The 18380-nt window shown below is 63.6% G+C and carries 3 protein-coding genes; all 3 read left to right on the top strand.

All coding sequences use genetic code 11. The features are described from left to right. The first annotated feature begins 2 nt into the window (after positions 1-2). The 3 genes from M0746_RS29505 to M0746_RS15680 are packed head-to-tail and all read left to right on the top strand — an operon-like array spanning position 3 to position 18357. Entirely contained in the window at positions 3-3308 is a 3306-nt protein-coding gene (locus M0746_RS29505; protein WP_446731333.1) for an amino acid adenylation domain-containing protein, read from the top strand. Beyond that, on the top strand, positions 3308-16987 hold the full coding sequence (locus M0746_RS15685) for a non-ribosomal peptide synthase/polyketide synthase (RefSeq protein WP_342454881.1): 13680 nt from the start codon (positions 3308-3310) through the stop codon (positions 16985-16987). Before M0746_RS29505 ends, M0746_RS15685 begins: the two co-directional genes overlap by 1 nt. Beyond that, complete coding sequence (locus tag M0746_RS15680; RefSeq protein ID WP_342454880.1) at positions 16876-18357, top strand: alpha/beta fold hydrolase; 1482 nt, start codon at positions 16876-16878, stop codon at positions 18355-18357. The genes M0746_RS15685 and M0746_RS15680 overlap by 112 nt, the downstream gene beginning before the upstream one ends. Positions 18358-18380 lie beyond the last annotated feature (23 nt).

The following is an 18380-nucleotide window of genomic DNA, read 5'->3' as shown; positions in this document are numbered from 1 at the left end:
AGATGTTCAACCCGGCGACGATCCAGCGTCTGGCTGACGAATACCTGCAAGAACTCACCGCGCTGATTGCCCACTGCTGCGACAGCGCCAACCGTGGCGTAACGCCGTCGGATTTCCCGTTGGCCGCGTTGACTCAGGCGCAACTGGACGCGCTGGTGCCACAACCGCAATCCGTCGCTGACATCTATCCGCTGTCGCCGATGCAGCAGGGCATGTTGTTCCATACCTTGCTCGAACAGGGCGCTGGCGACTACATCAACCAGATGCGGCTGGACGTCGATGGCGTCGATCCGCAGCGCTTCCGGGCGGCGTGGCAAGCGGTGGTCGATGCCCATGACGTTCTGCGCACCGGGTTTTTCTGGCAGGGCGATCTGCAGCAACCGGTGCAGATGGTACTGCGCCAGCTCGACGTGCCGTTCCGCGTGCTCGACTGGAGCGCTCAGGCGGATCTGGACGCGGCGCTGCAAGCCCTCGCGGCTGAGGAGCGCGCGCAAGGTCTGGATCTGCGCGCGGCACCGCTGATGCGTCTGGTCCTGGTGCGCACGGCTGCCGACCGGCATCACCTGATCTACACCAACCATCACATTCTGATGGACGGCTGGAGCAGCGCACAGTTGCTCGGCGAAGTGTTGCAGCACTACCGCGGTGAAGCCGTGGCGCGGCCGAGCGGGCGTTATCGCGATTACATTGAGTGGTTGCAGGGTCAGGACGCGGCGCTTGCGCAAACGTATTGGCAGGCTGCACTGACTGATCTCCATGAGCCGACACGTCTGGCCGACGCCCTCGCCAGGCCCCACGGTGGCCTTGCGCAGGTCGGTTACGGCGATCATTTCCAGCGACTCGACGCTGATCTGAGCCGACGTCTTGGCGAGTTTGCCCGCGCCTCGAAAGTCACCGTCAACACCTTGGTGCAAGCCGCGTGGTTGCTGTTGTTGCAGCGCTACACCGGCAAGCATTGCGTGGCGTTCGGCGCAACAGTCGCCGGGCGTCCGGCGGATTTGCCGGGTGCCGAGCAGCAGATCGGTCTGTTCATCAACACCCTGCCAGTGATTGGCGCGCCGCAAGCGCAACAAACGCTGGCCGGGTGGTTGCAAGCGGTGCAGGCGCAGAATCTGCAACTGCGCGAATTCGAGCACACGCCCTTGGCGGACATTCAGCGCTGGGCCGGGCAGGGCGGTGACGCGCTGTTCGACAGCCTGATGGTGTTCGAAAACTATCCGATTGCCGAGGCACTGGCGCAAGGCGCGCCGCAAGGTCTGCGCTTCGGCGCGGTGACCAACCATGAGCAGACCAACTATCCACTGACATTGCTGGTGCACATGGGCGCTGAGCTCTCGGTGCATTTCAGTTACCAGCGCGACCACTTTGCTGCCGCCAGTGTGGCGCAATTGGGCGCGCATCTTGAGCACTTGCTCAGCCAGATGAGCGCGACCGGCGAACGCTCGCTCAGTGAATTGACGCTGACCGAGCCAACCCCGACCGTGGCCAGCGTTTTCGCCACGCCACTGTGCATCCATCAAGGCATCGCTCGCCAGGTAGCGGCGACGCCGGATGCCCTGGCGGTGACCTTCGGCACTGCGCAACTGAGCTACGCCGGACTGGACGCGCAGGCCAACCGTCTGGCGCACAAGCTGATCGAACTCGGCGTCGGCCCGGAGGTGCGCGTGGGCGTGGCGATGCCGCGTTCCGCGCAGTTGCTCGTGGCGTTGCTGGCGGTGCTCAAGGCGGGTGGGGCGTATGTGCCGCTGGATCCGGATTACCCGGCCGATCGCGTCGCTTACATGCTCGAAGACAGCCGTGCGCGTGTGCTGCTGACCGAGCAAGCCGTTGCCGCGAGCCTGAGCGTGCCGGGCGAAACCCAGGTGTTGCTGATGGATCAGTTGCCGCTCGACGGCTACCCGACGGATGCGCCGCAAACGCGGGTGCAGCCAGACAACCTGGCCTACGTGATCTACACCTCCGGTTCCACCGGCAAACCCAAAGGCGTGGCCATTGCTCATCGCAACGTCATGGCGCTGATCGACTGGTCAGCCAGGGTTTACAGCCGCGACGACATTCAAGGTGTGCTGGCGTCGACCTCGGTGTGCTTCGACCTCTCGGTGTGGGAGCTGTTTGTCACATTGGCCAACGGCGGTTCGGTGATCATCGCGCGCAACGCACTGGAGCTGCCGCAACTGCCGGCGCGTGATCAGGTGCGCCTGATCAACACGGTGCCGTCGGCCATCGCTGCACTGCAGCGTGCCGGGCAGATTCCCGCCGGCGTGCGGATCATCAATCTGGCGGGTGAACCGCTCAAGCAGGGGCTGGTCGACGCGCTGTATCAACAGTCGACGGTCGAGCACGTCTACGACCTCTATGGACCGTCGGAAGACACCACCTATTCGACCTGGACGCGCCGCACCGTCGGCGGCCAGCCACGCATCGGCCGTGCCCTCACGCACAGCGACAGCCATCTGCTCGATGCCGATCTGCAAGCGGTGCCGCACGGGGTGTCGGCCGAGCTGTACCTGTCCGGTGCCGGCATCACGCGCGGCTATCTGGGGCGTGCGGCGATGACCGCCGAGCGCTTTGTGCCGAACCCGTTGGGCGGCAATGGCGAGCGGCTGTACCGCACCGGCGACCTGATTCGTGAACGCGAACACGGCGATCTCGAGTACCTGGGCCGCATCGACCATCAGGTGAAAATTCGGGGATTCCGCATCGAACTGGGAGAGATCGAGGCGCGATTGCTCGCTCAGCCGGCGGTTACCGAAGCCGCTGTGCTCGCGGTTGAAGGCGAGGCGGGCGCGCAACTGGTGGCGTACGTGGTCGCCGCGTCACTGAATCTGTACGACGGCGAAGCGCAGCGGCAACTGCGCGACGGACTAAAGACTGGCCTCAAGTCTTCGTTACCTGACTACATGATTCCCGCGCACCTGCTGTTCCCTGAGCAGTTGCCACTGACCCCCAACGGCAAACTCGACCGCAAGGCCTTGCCGACGGTCGATGCCAGCCAGATGCAGGCCGCGTATGTCGCGCCGCAGAGTGAGCTTGAGCAACAGGTCGCGGCGATCTGGCAGCAAGTGCTCGAGATTGAACGCATCGGTTTGCATGACCACTTCTTCGAACTGGGCGGGCACTCGCTGCTGGCGGTCAACGTGGTGTCGCGCATCGCCCTTGAACTGGGCCTGACGCTGACCCCGCAACTGTTATTCCAGCACCCCGTCCTGAGCGATTTTGTCGCTCGACTCGATACAGGAGGCGGGGCAATCAATGAACAGAAACTGAGCAAGCTGGAAGCCCTGCTTGACGATATGGAGGAAGTCTGATGGACAAGAGTGTTGCTTTGAGGGTAGCCAAGCGCTTTATCACTCTGCCGCTGGACAAACGCAAACTGTACCTGGAGAAGATGCTCGAAGAGGGCGTCTCGCCGGCCAATCTGCCGATCCCGGAGACGCGTTCCGGGTTCGCGGCGATTCCTCTGTCGTATGCGCAGGAACGCCAGTTGTTCCTCTGGCAAATGGACCCGCACAGCAGCGCCTATCACATCCCCAGCGCCTTGCGCCTCAAAGGGCAACTGGACGTCGCGGCGCTGGAGCGCAGCTTCAATGCCCTGGTCGCGCGGCATGAAAGCTTGCGCACCACCTTCGCCGAGCAGGGCGAAACGTTTTGCCAGGTGATTCATCCGCACATGCCGTTGAGCATCGGCGTCGAGCCATTGCCGCAAGGCCTGGACGCCGGCGGTGTCGAAGCCTGCATCAAGGCGTTCGTCGAAGCCCAGACCTCGCGTCCGTTCGACTTGCAGCACGGGCCGTTGCTGCGCGTGGCGCTCTTGCAGGTGGCGCAAGACGATCACGTGCTGGCGTTGATCCAGCACCACATCATTTCCGATGGCTGGTCGATGCAAGTGCTGGTCGGCGAGCTGATCCAGCATTACGCCGCCGACACCAGCGGCCAGTCGCTGACCCTGCCGGCACTGGACGTGCAATACGCCGATTACGCGATCTGGCAACGCCATTGGCTGGAGGCCGGTGAACGTGAGCGGCAGTTGGCCTACTGGGTAAAAACCCTGGGCAGCGAGCAACCGGTGCTGGAGCTGCCGATTGATCAGCCGCGTCCGGCGGTACAAAGTTTCCGCGGGGCGCGCCTCGATCTGCAATTGCCGTCGGCGCTGGCCGATGCACTCAAGCAACTGGCGCAACGTGAGGGCGCGAGCCTGTTCATGCTGTTGCTGGCGTCATTCCAGGCCTTGCTGCATCGCTACAGCGGGCAGTCGCAGATCCGTGTCGGTGTGCCGACCGCCAACCGCAACCGCGTGGAAACGGAAGGGCTGATCGGCTTTTTCGTCAACACGCAAGTGCTCAGCGCCGAGGTGCACGGCCAACTGCCGTTCAACCAGTTGCTGGCCCAGGTCAAACAGGCCGCGATGGCCGCCCAGGCGCATCAGGATCTGCCGTTCGAGCAACTGATCGAAGCGCTGCAGCCGGAGCGCAGCCTCAGCCACAGCCCGCTGTTCCAGGTGATGTACAACCATCAGGCGGTTAGCGAGCAAACCCAGCGGCAGAGCCAGAGGCAGTTGCCGCAGCTGAGCGTCGCAGACATTGTCTGGGAAGGCCGCACGGCCCAATTCGACCTGACGCTGGGCACCTACGAGTCCAGCGACGGCGTGGCGGCGGAACTGACGTACGCCACCGATCTGTTCAAAGCTGACACCATCGAGCGTCTGGCGCGTCACTGGCAGAACCTGTTGCAAGGCATTGTCGCTGCGCCGACTCAACGCATCGGCGAACTGCCGTTGCTGGAGGACCGCGAGCACAAGGTGCTGCTGCAAGACTGGTTGCGTGTTGCCGATCACGCCGCGAACGCCGAATGCGTGCACCAGGCTTTTGCCTTGCAGGCGCAGCAAACCCCGGACGCGACCGCGCTGATCATTGGCGAAGACGCGTTGACGTATGGCGAGCTGGAAACGCGGGCCAATCAACTGGCGCACAAGCTGATCGAGGCGGGCGTCGGCCCGGACCGACTGGTCGGCATCGCGGTCGAGCGCAGTGTGGAGATGATTGTCGGCCTGTTGGCCATCCTCAAGGCTGGCGGCGCGTATGTGCCGCTGGATCCGGCGTACCCGCAGGATCGGCTGGCCTACATGATCGAGGACAGCGGCCTGCAGTTGCTGCTGACCCAGGCGCACTTGCAGGCGCAGTTGCCGATCCCGCCGGGTGTGCAAACCCTGCTGCTCGATCAGCCGGCCGAGTGGCTGGCCGCTTATCCACAGACCGCGCCGGAGGTTGCCGTCAATGGCGAACATCTGGCCTATACGATCTACACCTCGGGTTCCACCGGTAAACCGAAAGGCGTCATGGTGCGCCACGCGGCGCTGAGCAATTTTGTCGCCAGCATGATCGAGCAACCGGGCCTTGCGGCGGCAGATCGCATGCTCTCGCTGACCACTTTCTCGTTCGATATTTTCGCTCTGGAAATCTACGCCCCGCTGCTCGCCGGGGCCTGCGTAGTGCTGACCGGCAAGGACGTGCATCAGGATCCGCAAGCGGTCCTCGAACTGATCGAACGTCACGCCGTCAGCATCCTGCAAGCCACGCCGTCGACCTGGCGCATGCTGCTCGACAACGAGCACGCGGCGCTGCTCAGCGGTCGCACGTTCCTCTGTGGCGGTGAAGCGCTGTCGCAGGAACTGGCCACGCGCATGCTGGCGCTGACGCCAAGGGTGTGGAACCTGTATGGTCCGACCGAAACCACGATCTGGTCGGCGCAACATGCGCTCAGCGCGGACAACAGCCGGCCGTTCCTCGGCACGCCCGTCGCTAACACGGCGCTGTACATCCTCGGCAGCGACCTTGCACTGAATCCGCTCGGCGCGCCGGGCGAATTGCTCATCGGTGGCGAGGGCCTGGCGCGCGGTTATTTGCGGCGTCCGGGCCTGACCGCTGAACGCTTCGTGCCGGATCCGTTCGCGAAAAACGGTGCGCGTCTGTACCGCACGGGCGACCTGACCCGCTACCGCGCCGAAGGCGTGATCGAATACATCGGGCGCATTGACCATCAAGTAAAAATTCGCGGTTTCCGTATCGAACTGGGCGAAATCGAAGCACGCTTGCTCGCGCTGGACAGCGTGCGCGAAGCCATCGTGGTGGCGCAGGAAGGCCCGACCGGTGCGCAACTGGTCGGCTATGTTGTGCCGGCCGCCAGCGATGCCGCGCACGCCGATCTGCGCGCGGCGCTGAAGTCCAGCCTGAAGGCTGAACTGCCGGAATACATGGTGCCCGCGCACCTGTTGTTCCTCGCGCAATTGCCGCTGACCCCCAACGGCAAGGTCGACCGCAAAGCCTTGCCGGCGCCCGACGCCAGTCAGTTGCAATCAACTTATCTCGCCCCGCAAACCGCCACCCAGCATACGGTCGCCGAGATCTGGCAGGCGGTGCTCAAACTTGAGCAGGTGGGCCTGAGCGACAACTTCTTCGAACTGGGCGGTCACTCGTTGCTGGTCACACAAGTGGTGTCGCGGGTGCGCCAGGCACTCAACGTACAAGTACCGCTGCGCACCTTGTTCGAACACAGCACGCTGATCGATTTCGTCGCGGCACTGGGCGTCGAACAGGCACACCGGCAACCTCCGATCATCGCGCTGCCACGGCTGCAACCGCTCCCATTGTCCTACGCTCAGGAACGTCAATGGTTCCTCTGGCAACTCGAACCGGGCAGCAACGCCTACCATGTTCCGGCCGCTTTGCGTTTGCGCGGCGAACTGGATCTGCCGGCGTTGCAACGCAGCTTCGATGCCTTGATCGCCCGCCACGAATCGCTGCGCACCTGCTTTGTGGAAGAACAGGGCCAGACCCTGCAAGTGATTCAGGCCGAGGCGGCGCTGGATCTGCAGGTGCAGGATGTCGGTAACGTCGAAGACGACGCTCTGCAAGCGCTGGTCGCTGAAGAAACCGGGCAGCTGTTCAACCTGCAGCAAGGCCCGTTGTTGCGGGTCAAACTGCTGCGCCTGGCTGCGGATGATCACGCGCTGATCATCACCTTGCATCACATCGTCTGCGATGGCTGGTCGATGAACATCATGATCGACGAACTGGTTGCCCTGTATGCCGCCCACACTCTGGGCCGGACTGCCGCATTACCAACGCTGGCGGTGCAATACGCCGACTATGCGGTGTGGCAGCGTCAGTGGATGGATGCCGGTGAGCGGGAACGGCAGTTGAATTACTGGACGGCACAATTGGGCGATGGCGACCAGCCGTTGCTGGAGCTGCCGACCGACCGTCCGCGCCCGGCCGAACAAAGCTATCGCGGCGCTCGTCAGGACATTCCACTGAGCGCAGAACTGGCGGCGGGCCTCAAGGACCTTGCGCAGCGCGAACATGTCACGCTGTTCGCCGTGTTGTTGGCGTCATTCCAGACCGTGCTGCATCGCTACAGCGGTCAGGCCGAGATTCGCGTCGGCGTGCCCGTGGCTAACCGCAACCGGGTCGAGACCGAGGGCTTGATCGGTTTCTTCGTCAACACGCAGGTGCTCAAGGCCCAATTCGACAGCCAACAGACGTTCCGCAGCGTGTTGCAGCAAGTGAAAAATACCGTGCTCGGCGCGCAGGCCCATCAGGATCTGCCGTTCGAACAACTGGTCGACGCGCTGCAACCGGAGCGCAGCCTGAGTCATGCGCCGCTGTTCCAGGTGCTGCACAATCACCAGAGCCAGGCCCGTCGGGAGCAGGGCGCGACACGCTTGCCGAAGCTGGCCATCGAAGGCTTGAACTGGGTCTCGCACACCGCGCAATTCGACCTGACCCTCGACACGTTTGAATCGGCCGACAACGTCTGGGCTGAACTGACCTATGCCACAGACCTGTTCGACGCTGAAACCATGGCGCGTTTTGCTGGCCATTGGACAAATCTGCTGCACGGCATCGTTGCCGACAGCGGCCAGCGTATCGCTGATTTGCCGCTGCAGGACGCTGCCGAGCGCGCGGCGACCTTGCGCCAATGGAACCCGGCGGTGGCCGATTTCCCCAGCGAGCAGTGCCTGCACTCGTTGATCGAAGCGCAGGCGGCGCACGCACCGCAGGCGGTTGCTGTGACGTGCGCCGAGCAATCACTGAGCTACGGTGAGCTCAACACTTGCGCAAACCGATTGGCCCACCAGCTGATCGCCAGTGGCGTCGGCCCGGACGTGCGCGTCGGCCTGGCAGTGGAGCGCAGCCTCGACATGCTGGTCGGCCTGCTGGCGATTCTCAAGGCCGGCGGCGCTTATGTACCGCTGGATCCGAGCTACCCGCAAGAACGTCTGAGCTACATGATCGGCGACAGCGGCATTGCGTTGCTGTTGACCCAAAGCCATTTGCTCGCGCGTCTGCCGGTGCCCGATTCCGTGCGCAGCCTGATGCTTGATCAGCCAGATGGCCTCGAAGGCTACAGCGAAAGCAATCCGCAAGTGCTGATGAGCGCCGACAACCTCGCGTATGTGATTTACACCTCGGGTTCGACCGGTCAACCGAAGGGCACCTTGCTCGCGCATCGCAATGTGTTGCGGCTGTTCGCCGCCACGGATGCCTGGTTCGACTTTGGCCCTTCAGACGTCTGGAGCCTGTTCCATTCCTACGCGTTCGACTTCTCGGTGTGGGAGATCTTCGGTGCGCTGCTGTACGGCGGCAAACTGGTGGTGGTGCCTTACGAGGTCAGCCGCTCACCGCAAGACTTTTTTGCCTTGCTCAGCCGCGCCGGTATCACCGTACTCAACCAGACGCCGTCGGCATTCAAACAACTGATGCAAGTGGCCTGTGCCCCGGAGCACGCCGCGCAACCACTGGCGCTGCGCTACGTGGTATTTGGCGGCGAGGCGCTGGAGGTCAAGAGCCTGCGGCCGTGGTTCGAGCGTTTCGGTGATCAGGCGCCGCAACTGGTCAACATGTACGGCATCACCGAAACCACCGTCCACGTGACCTACCGACCTTTGTCGATGGCCGACTTGCAGCGCGACGCAAGCAGCCCGATCGGTGAAGCGATTGGCGACTTGTCGTGGTACTTGCTCGATGGCGACCTCAACCCGGTGGCCAAGGGCTGCATCGGTGAGCTGTACGTCGGCCGCGCCGGCCTGGCGCGCGGTTACCTGAACCGTGCCGATCTGACGGCACTGCGCTTTATTCCCGATCCGTTTGCCGCTGACGGCGGTCGTCTGTACCGCACCGGTGACCTGGCGCGTTATCGCGCCGACGGCGTGATCGAATACATCGGACGCATCGATCATCAGGTGAAAATTCGCGGTTTCCGTATCGAGCTGGGTGAAATCGAAGCACAACTGCTCGAACAGACCGCCGTGCGCCAGGCAGCCGTGCTCGCGCAGCCCGGCCTCAGCGGCCAGCAACTGGTTGCGTATCTGGTGCCGAACGACGAGGCGTTGCTCGACGCCAGTGCGACGCAACAGACGCAATGGCGCGATCGCGTGCGTGCCGAACTCAAGGCCAACCTGCCGGATCACATGATTCCGGCGCATCTGTTGCTGCTCGCGCAATTACCGCTGACGGCAAACGGCAAACTCAACCGCAGCGCGCTGCCATCGCCGGATGCACGCCAGGCACAACAGCCCTGGCAAGCGCCGCAAAGCGAGCTGGAACTGCGTTTGGCGGCGATCTGGCAAGACGTGTTGAAACTGCCGCAAGTGGGCCTCAACGACAACTTCTTCGAACTCGGCGGCGATTCGATCATTTCGATTCAGGTGGTCAGCCGTGCGCGTCAGGCCGGGATTCGTTTGAACCCCAAAGACCTGTTCCAGCATCAGACCATTCAACGTCTGGCACACGTCGCGCAGTGGGCCGATGACGCATCGTCCATCGATCAGCAAGCCGTGACCGGCGTGGCCCGGCTGTTGCCGATTCAACAGCAGTTCTTCGACGATGAAATCCCTGAGCGTCACCACTGGAACCAGTCCGTGCTGCTCAAACCCCGCGAGCCCCTGGACGCGGACAAAATCGAGCAGGTGTTGCGTGCGCTGGTCGCCCATCACGATGCCCTGCGCCTGAGCTTCAGCGAGCGCGATGGCGTGTGGCAGGCCGAACACCGCGCGGTCGAAGACCTGCCGCATGACCTGTTGTGGCAAGCGCGTGTCGCCGATGCGTCGGCGCTGGAAGCCTTGGGCAATCGCGCACAGCGCAGCCTCGATTTGCGCAACGGTCCATTGCTGCGCGCCGTGTTGGCGACGCTGGCCGACGGCACGCAGCGCTTGCAGCTGGTGATCCATCACCTGGCAGTCGACGGCGTGTCGTGGCGGATTCTGCTGGAGGATCTGCAAAACGCTTATCAGCAATTGCTCGACGCTCAGCCCGTGAAACTGCCGGCGAAAACCAGCGCCTTCAAGGACTGGAGCGAGCACTTGCAACGCTACGCCACAAGCGCGGCCTTGCAACAAGAGCTGGCGTACTGGCAGGCCTGCCTGCGCGATGTCAGCACTGATCTGCCGTGTAAAAACATCAATGCCGGTCAGCACAACCGACTGGCGCACACCGTGCAGACCAGACTCGACGCGCAATTGACCCGACAACTGCTGCAAGAAGCCCCGGCGGCGTATCGCACGCAGGTCAATGATCTGCTGCTGACGGCGCTGGCGCGGGTCATCGGGCGCTGGAGCGGTCAGGCGTCGACGCTGATTCAGCTTGAAGGCCACGGTCGCGAAGACCTGTTCGACGGCGTTGACCTGAGCCGCACTGTCGGCTGGTTCACCTCGATGTTCCCGGTGCGCCTGACCCCGGCGGCGACAGCGGGCGAGTCGATCAAACAGATCAAGGAACAACTGCGCGCCATCCCTGGCAAAGGCATCGGTTTCGGCGCACTGCGCCACCTCGGTGATGCTCAGGCCCAAGCGAGCCTGCGCGCCTTGCCGACGCCGCGCATTACCTTCAACTACCTCGGCCAGTTCGACGGCAGTTTTGCCGCGGATGACGGCGCACTGTTTGCGCCAGCGCCGGATAACGCCGGCGTGGATCAAAGCCCGGACGCACCGATGGGCAACTGGCTGACCTTGAACGGTCAGGTGTATGGCGGTGAATTGAGCGTTGGCTGGACGTTCAGCACAGAGCGCTTCGACAGCGACACCATCGAGCGTCTGGCCGCTGAATACGCCGAAGAACTGGCATTGCTGATTGATCATTGCCTGACGCCGGGCGTGGCGGGCCTGACGCCGTCGGACTTCCCGCTGGCGGGCCTGACGCAGGCGCAACTCGACGGTTTGCCGGTTGCGGCGCAGCAGATTGCCGATATCTACCCGCTGTCAGCGATGCAGCAAGGCATGTTGTTCCACAGTCTCTATGAGCAGGCGAGCGGTGACTACATCAACCAGGTTCGCCTCGATGTCGACGGCCTCGACCCGCAACGTTTCCGGCAAGCCTGGCAAGCGGCGGTGGATAACCACGACATCCTGCGCACCGGTTTTGTCTGGCAGGGTGAACTGGCACATGCCGTCCAGGTGGTGCACAAGCAACTGCAGATGCCGTTCAGCGTGCTCGACTGGCGCGAGCGCGGTGATTGCCAGAATGAGCTCGATACGCTGGCCGCGGCCGAGCAGGCGCAAGGTTTCGACCTGGGCCAGGGGCCGCTGCTACGCATGGTCGTGGTGCGTCTTGACGATCAGCGCTGCCACCTGATTTACACCAACCATCACATTCTCATGGACGGCTGGAGCAACTCGCAGTTGCTCGGCGAAGTCCTCCAGCGTTATGCCGGTGAAACCGTGCCGGCGCTGGCCGGGCGGTATCGCGATTATATCGAGTGGCTGCAACGTCAGGACGCGCAGGTCAGTGAGCAATACTGGACGGCACAACTGGCCAGTCTGCAGGAACCGACCCGTCTGGCGCAGGCGATTCAGACGCACATTGGCGATGAGTCCCGTGACGGCCACGGTGAGTTGTATCGCTTCCTCGATGCCGGGCAAACCCGACGTCTGGGCGAATTTGCCCGGCAGCAGAAAGTCACCCTCAACACCCTGATTCAAGCGGCCTGGCTGCTGCTGTTGCAGCGCCTGACCGGGCACGACAGCGTCGCGTTCGGCGCGACGGTGGCGGGGCGTCCGACCGAGCTCAAAGGTGTCGAGCAACAGATCGGCTTGTTCATCAACACCTTGCCGGTGATCGCCAGCCCGCGCCCGGAACACAGCGTCGGCCAGTGGTTGCAGAGCGTGCAGGCGCAAAACATCGGCCTGCGCGAGCACGAGCACACGCCGTTGTTCGATATCCAGCGCTGGGCCGGGCAGAGCGGTGAAGCGCTGTTCGACAACATTCTGGTGTTCGAAAACTACCCGGTGTCGCAGGCGCTGGAGCAGGGCGCGCCGCAGGAACTGCGCTTCGGCGCGGTCAACAACCACGAGCAAACCAACTACCCGCTGACGCTGGCGGTGAATGTCAGTGATGAATTGTCCCTGCATTACAGCTATCAGCGCGGGCAGTTCACCGACTCGGTGATCGAACGCCTCAGCGCGCAACTGCACAACCTGTTGCAGCAGATGGTGCAGTCGGGTGAAACCCGGCTGGGCACGCTGGATCTGCTTGACGCTGCCGAGCGCAGCCTGATGGTTGAACAGTGGAACGCCACCGCCGTCGACTACCCGCTCGAACAAGGCGTTCACCGCTTGATCGAAGCGCAGGCCGCACGCACCCCGCACGCCCCGTCGCTGGTCTTTGCCGGGCAGACGCTGAGTTACGAACAGCTCAACGTCCGTGCCAACCAGCTCGCCCATGCGTTGATCGCACGAGGTGTCGGCGCGGATGTGCTGGTGGGCATTGCGCTCGAGCGCAGCCTGGAAATGGTCGTCGGCTTGCTGGCAATTCTCAAGGCCGGTGGCGCGTATGTGCCGCTCGATCCGCAGTATCCGCGTGATCGCCTGAGCTACATGATCGCCGACAGCGGCATAGACCAGTTGCTGACGCAGGCGCCTCTGCTCGCGGATCTGCCGATTCCCGACCACGTACAGACGTTGTGCCTGGCGGCTGACGGCGCTGACTTCGCGGCGCAGCCCACGCACAATCCGCAGGTGGCCTGCGACGCCAGTAACCTGGCTTACGTGATTTACACCTCGGGCTCCACCGGCATGCCCAAAGGTGCCGGCAACGCGCATCGCGCGCTGACCAACCGGTTGCTGTGGATGCAGCAGGCTTACGCGCTGACGGCGGCAGACACCGTGCTGCAGAAAACCCCGTTCAGCTTTGACGTGTCGGTGTGGGAGTTCTTCTGGCCCCTGATGACCGGCGCGCGGCTGGTGGTGGCAGCACCGGGCGATCACCGCGATCCTGCCCGACTGATCGCCTTGATCAACGAGCACCGGGTGACCACGCTGCACTTTGTGCCTTCGATGCTGCAGGCGTTCTTGCAGGACGGCCATGTGTCGAGCTGCACCAGCCTGACCCGCATCGTGTGCAGCGGTGAAGCGCTGCAAGTGGACGCGCAGACGCAGGTCTTCGCCAAACTGCCGGGCGCCGGTTTGTATAACTTGTACGGTCCGACCGAGGCAGCCATCGATGTCACCCATTGGACCTGCCGTGACGAAGGCGTTGACGCGGTGCCGATTGGTCAGCCGATCGCCAACCTGTCGACGTTCATTCTCGACAGTGGCCTCAATCCGTTGCCGATCGGTGTCGCCGGTGAGTTGTACCTGGGCGGGGTCGGTCTGGCACGGGGTTATCACCGTCGCCCGGGGCTCAGCGCCGAGCGTTTTGTCGCCAGCCCGTTTGGCGATGGCGAACGCCTGTATCGCACCGGTGACCTGGCGCGCTATCGCGCCGACGGGGTCATCGAATACGTCGGGCGTATCGACCATCAGGTCAAGCTGCGCGGCTTGCGCATCGAACTGGGCGAAATCGAAGCGCGCCTGCTCGAACATGCCGCCGTGCGCGAAGCCGTGGTGGTCGCCCGCGACGTTTTGGGCAGCCAGCAACTGGTGGCATATCTGGTGCCGAATGATCCGGCGATCGTTGACGCCGGCGAGTCGCAGCGCACCGGGTTGCACGACGACCTGTCGAGCTGGCTGGGCGCACGCCTGCCGGATTACATGGTGCCGGCGCACCGCGTGTGGCTGGCGCAAATGCCGCTGAGCCCGAACGGTAAACTCGAGCGCAAACGCCTGCCGGCGCTGCAATTCTCGACGGCGCAGCAACACGTTGAACCGGCGAATGCCATCGAGCAGACGCTGGTGGACATCTGGAAGGACGTGCTGGGACTTGAGCGAATCAGCACCACCGAGAGTTTCTTCGCCTTGGGCGGTGACTCGATCATCTCGATTCAGGTGGTCAGCCGTGCGCGCACGCAGGGCATCGAGCTGAGCCCGAAAGATCTGTTCCAGCAACCGACCATTCAACAACTGGCCCTGCGCGCCGAGACCGGTGCCGGCACTCGGGCGCCGGTGGCGGCCCTGATCGATATGCCGTTGCACGGTCTGAGCGAGGCGCAAATCGCGCAATTGCCCTTGCCGCGCGGTCAGCTCGACGGTCTGTACCGCTTGTCGCCGATGCAGCAGGGCATGCTGTTCCTGGGGTTGAATTCGCCGCAAGCCGATCTGTATATCAATCAGGTGAGCATTGCGGTGCAAGGTCTGCAGCCGCAGCGCTTTGCGGCAGCATGGGAAGCGGTCGCCCGTCGCCATGACATTCTGCGCACCGGGTTCCTCTGGCAGGACATGGCCGAACCGCTGCAGTTCGTGCTCGCCGACGCGCCGTTGCCGATCAGCGTGCTCGACTGGCGTGCGCAGGATCATTCTGCCGCCGCCTTGCAAGCGCTGGCCGATGCCGAGCGGGCCAAGGGCTTCGATCTCGATCAGCCGCCGCTGCAACGCCTGACGCTGGTGCAGGTGGGCGAGGACAGCTATCAACTGATCTGGACCTATCACCACATTCTGATCGACGGCTGGAGCAGTTCGCAGCTGATCGGTGAAGTGCTCAGCCAGTATTCCGGTCAGGCCCTGGCCGAGGCGGTGCCGTACCGCCGTTACATCAACTGGCTGCAACAACAGGACGCCCAGGCCAGCGAAGGTTTCTGGCGTGAACACCTGGCGTTGCTCGACGAGCCGACCTACCTCGCCGATGCGCTGGTGCGCACCGGTAGCGGGCAGGGTCACGAAGCGTTGTACAGCCGTTTGGGCGAACCCCGAACCGAGCAACTCAAGGCGTTCGCGCAATCGCAGCAGATCACCCTCAATACGCTGGTGCAGGGCGCGTGGCTGATGCTGCTCAGCCGCTACAGCGGCCAGCGGTGCGTGGCGTTCGGCGCCACGGTGGCGGGGCGGCCGGCGAGTCTGCCGGCGTCCGAGTCGATCCTCGGTCTGTTCATCAACACCTTGCCAGTGATCAAGGACGTACCGGCCGAGCAGGCAGTCGGCGAGTGGCTGCGCGAGTTGCAGGACTTCAACCTGGAGATGCGTGAGCGCGAATACACCCCGCTCACCGATGTGCAGCGTTGGGCCGGACGCGCCGGGCAATCATTGTTCGACAGCATCATCGTGTTCGAGAACCACCCGATCGATCAGGCCTTGCGTGAGTGGCGCGATGATTCGCTGCAGTTCGGCGAGAGCAACAGCGCCGGCCTGACCAACTTCCCGATGGACTTGATGGTCACGCTCGAAGAAGGGCTGGTGATCGAGTACATGTTCCTGCGCGAGCACTTTGACCGGGCGACGGTGGAGGGCATTCGCAGCCACATGGAAGGCTTGCTGGTGGCGCTGATGCAAGACCCCGCGCAACCGTTGGGACGCATCGGTCTGCCGACGGCGCAGGCATTGTTGACGCCGCCGGTGCCTCTGCCCGCGCAGACGCCGGTGGTGCATCAGCGTATCGCTGAATGGGCAATGCAACACGGCGAGCAGACGGCAGTGATCTTCAACGGTCAGACGTTCAGTTATGCCGACATCGATGCGCGGGCCAATGCCTTGGCGCATGCGTTGGTTGCCCAGGGCGTCGGCCCGGAAGTCCGTGTCGGCGTGGCCCTGCCGCGCAGCGAAAACCTGATCGTTGCGCTACTGGCGGTGCTCAAGGCCGGCGGCGCCTATGTGCCGCTGGACGCGACGTATCCGCGTGAGCGCCTGAGCTATCTGATGGGTGATTCGGGTATGGCGTTGCTGCTCAGCGATTCGACGCTGCGTGAGGGGCTGCCGGTGCCGGACAACCTGCAGGTGCTGGAACTCGATGGTCTTGATCTGAGCGCACAGTCGCGCGTCGCGCCGCAGGTGATGGTGCATGCCGATAACCTGGCCTACGTGATCTACACCTCCGGTTCCACCGGCCAGCCGAAAGGCGTCGGCGTGGCGCACGGAGCGCTGGCGATGCACTGCGAGGCGATCGGTCAGCGTTATGAAATGAGCACGGACGACTGCGAATTGCATTTCATGTCGTTCGCCTTCGACGGTGCCCATGAACGCTGGCTGACCACGCTGACGCACGGTGCGCGCCTGCTGATGCGTGACGACAGCCTGTGGACTGCCGAGCAGACCTATAACGCGCTGCATGAGCATCGCGTCAGCGTGGCGGCGTTCCCGCCGGTGTACTTGCAACAATTGGCCGAGCACGCGCAACAGCACGGCAACCCGCCGCCCATGCGCATTTACTGCTTCGGCGGGGATGCGGTGCCTGAGGCGAGTTTCGAACTGGCCAGGCGTGCGCTCAAACCGCAATACATCATCAACGGCTACGGCCCGACGGAAACGGTGGTCACGCCACTGATCTGGAAGGCCGGCGCGGACGATCGTTGCGGCGCTGCGTATGCACCGATCGGCAGCGTGGTGGGCGAGCGCAGCGGTTATGTCCTCGACCGCGACCTCAACTGCCTGCCAACCGGCATTGCCGGTGAGTTGTACCTGGGGGCGCACTGGCCCGTGGTTATCTGGGCCGCGCCGGCGGCACGGCCGAGCGTTTCGTGGCTAACCCGTTCAGCGCCGATGGCAGTCGCTTGTACCGCACTGGTGATCTGGTGCGTCAGCGCGCCGACGGCACGTTCGACTACCTCGGGCGCATCGACCATCAGGTGAAAATTCGCGGCTTCCGCATCGAGCTCGGGGAAATCGAGGCACGCCTCAAGCAGCAACCGGGCGTGCGCGATGCGGCCGTGGTGGCGCGTGAAGGGGCCAGCGGCAAGCAACTGCTCGGCTATGTGCTGGCGGGCCGCGATGCGCCGGTCAACGGTTTCTGCGAGCAGTTGCGTGAACAGCTCAAGGCCAGCCTGCCGGATTACATGGTGCCGACGCACCTGACGTTGCTCGACCGCATGCCGTTGACCCCGAATGGCAAACTTGACCGCAAGGCGTTGCCGGATCCGGACAACGCCCAGCGTCAGACCTACGTAGCGCCGCACACCGAGCTGGAAAAAGCCCTGGCGAAGATCTGGCAGGACGTGCTGAAAATCGAGCGTGTCGGCCTCACGGACAACTTCTTCGAACTCGGCGGGGATTCGATTCTCAGCCTGCAAGTGGTGGCACGCAGCCGCGTACTCAAGGCGCAGGGGCTGAGCCTGAAACTGCGCGATCTGATGCAGAAACCGAGCATCGCCGAACTGGTTGCCAGTGTGCAGGGCAGCGCCGGGAAAGCTTGCGCTGTGTTGGCGATGAACGCCGAGGTCAAGGCTGTGGCGCCGCTGTTCTGCATTCACGCCGGTTTCGGCACGGTGTTCGACTACGAGCCGCTGGCCCGCCGTTTGAACGGTCGGCGTCAGGTGTTGGCGATCCAGTCGCGGATGCTCCTGGATCCGGCGTTCAATGATGTGTCGCTGCAAAGCATGGCAAGCGATTACGTCGCGCAGATCCGCGAGAAACAGCCGCAGGGGCCGTATCACTTGCTGGGCTGGTCGCTGGGCGGAACGCTGGCGACGCTGATGGCCGCGCAACTGGAGCACGCCGGGCAGGCCGTGCAGTTTGTCGGACTGGTCGACAGCTTCGTGCCGTCGGCCAAGGTCAACGTCGGGGCCGTGGATGACTGGCGCGACGACCTGCGCGAGTTCTTGCGCGTGACCCTGCCGGAGGCAGCAGACGTGAACATCGAGGGCGAGGAGAGCGCGCAGAATCTGCGTGCTGTGTTCAGCGTCGCGATGGCCACGGAACGTGGCGCTTCGACCTACGTGGCGCTGGGCGCCGATGAGCTGGCGCATGTGTTCAGTGTGGCGCGGCGGCTCAAGCTGTTGTCGCGCAAACTCGATCGCTGTGTGCCGCTCGACGTCAATCCGGTGTGCTGGTGGACGCTGGGCCGTGAGGAGGAGGCGCTGGAACTGGCAGGGCAACTCGAACAGCCGGGCATGGGCGGTGAATGGCTCGATTGCGGGCACTTCCAGATCCCGCGCGATGAAACTTTCCTGCTGGAGGCTGAAGAAATGCTCGGCGAGATCGTTGAACCAGTAGCCATGTCCTGAACTGTGTTCTGAACCTGAAAAAC

It is taken from the genome of Pseudomonas sp. S11P7 (assembly GCF_023195435.1).
In the GTDB taxonomy this organism is placed as follows: Bacteria; Pseudomonadota; Gammaproteobacteria; order Pseudomonadales; family Pseudomonadaceae; genus Aquipseudomonas; species Aquipseudomonas fluorescens_G.
The sequence above is the reverse complement of the archived record's forward strand: the minus strand, read 5'-3'. Positions and strand labels throughout refer to the sequence as shown.

Coding starts and splice junctions, on each gene's coding strand:
- M0746_RS29505 (WP_446731333.1), top strand. CDS start 3: ATGTTCAACCCGGCGACGATCCAGCGTCTGGCTGACGAATACCTGCAA.
- M0746_RS15685 (WP_342454881.1), top strand. CDS start 3,308: ATGGACAAGAGTGTTGCTTTGAGGGTAGCCAAGCGCTTTATCACTCTG.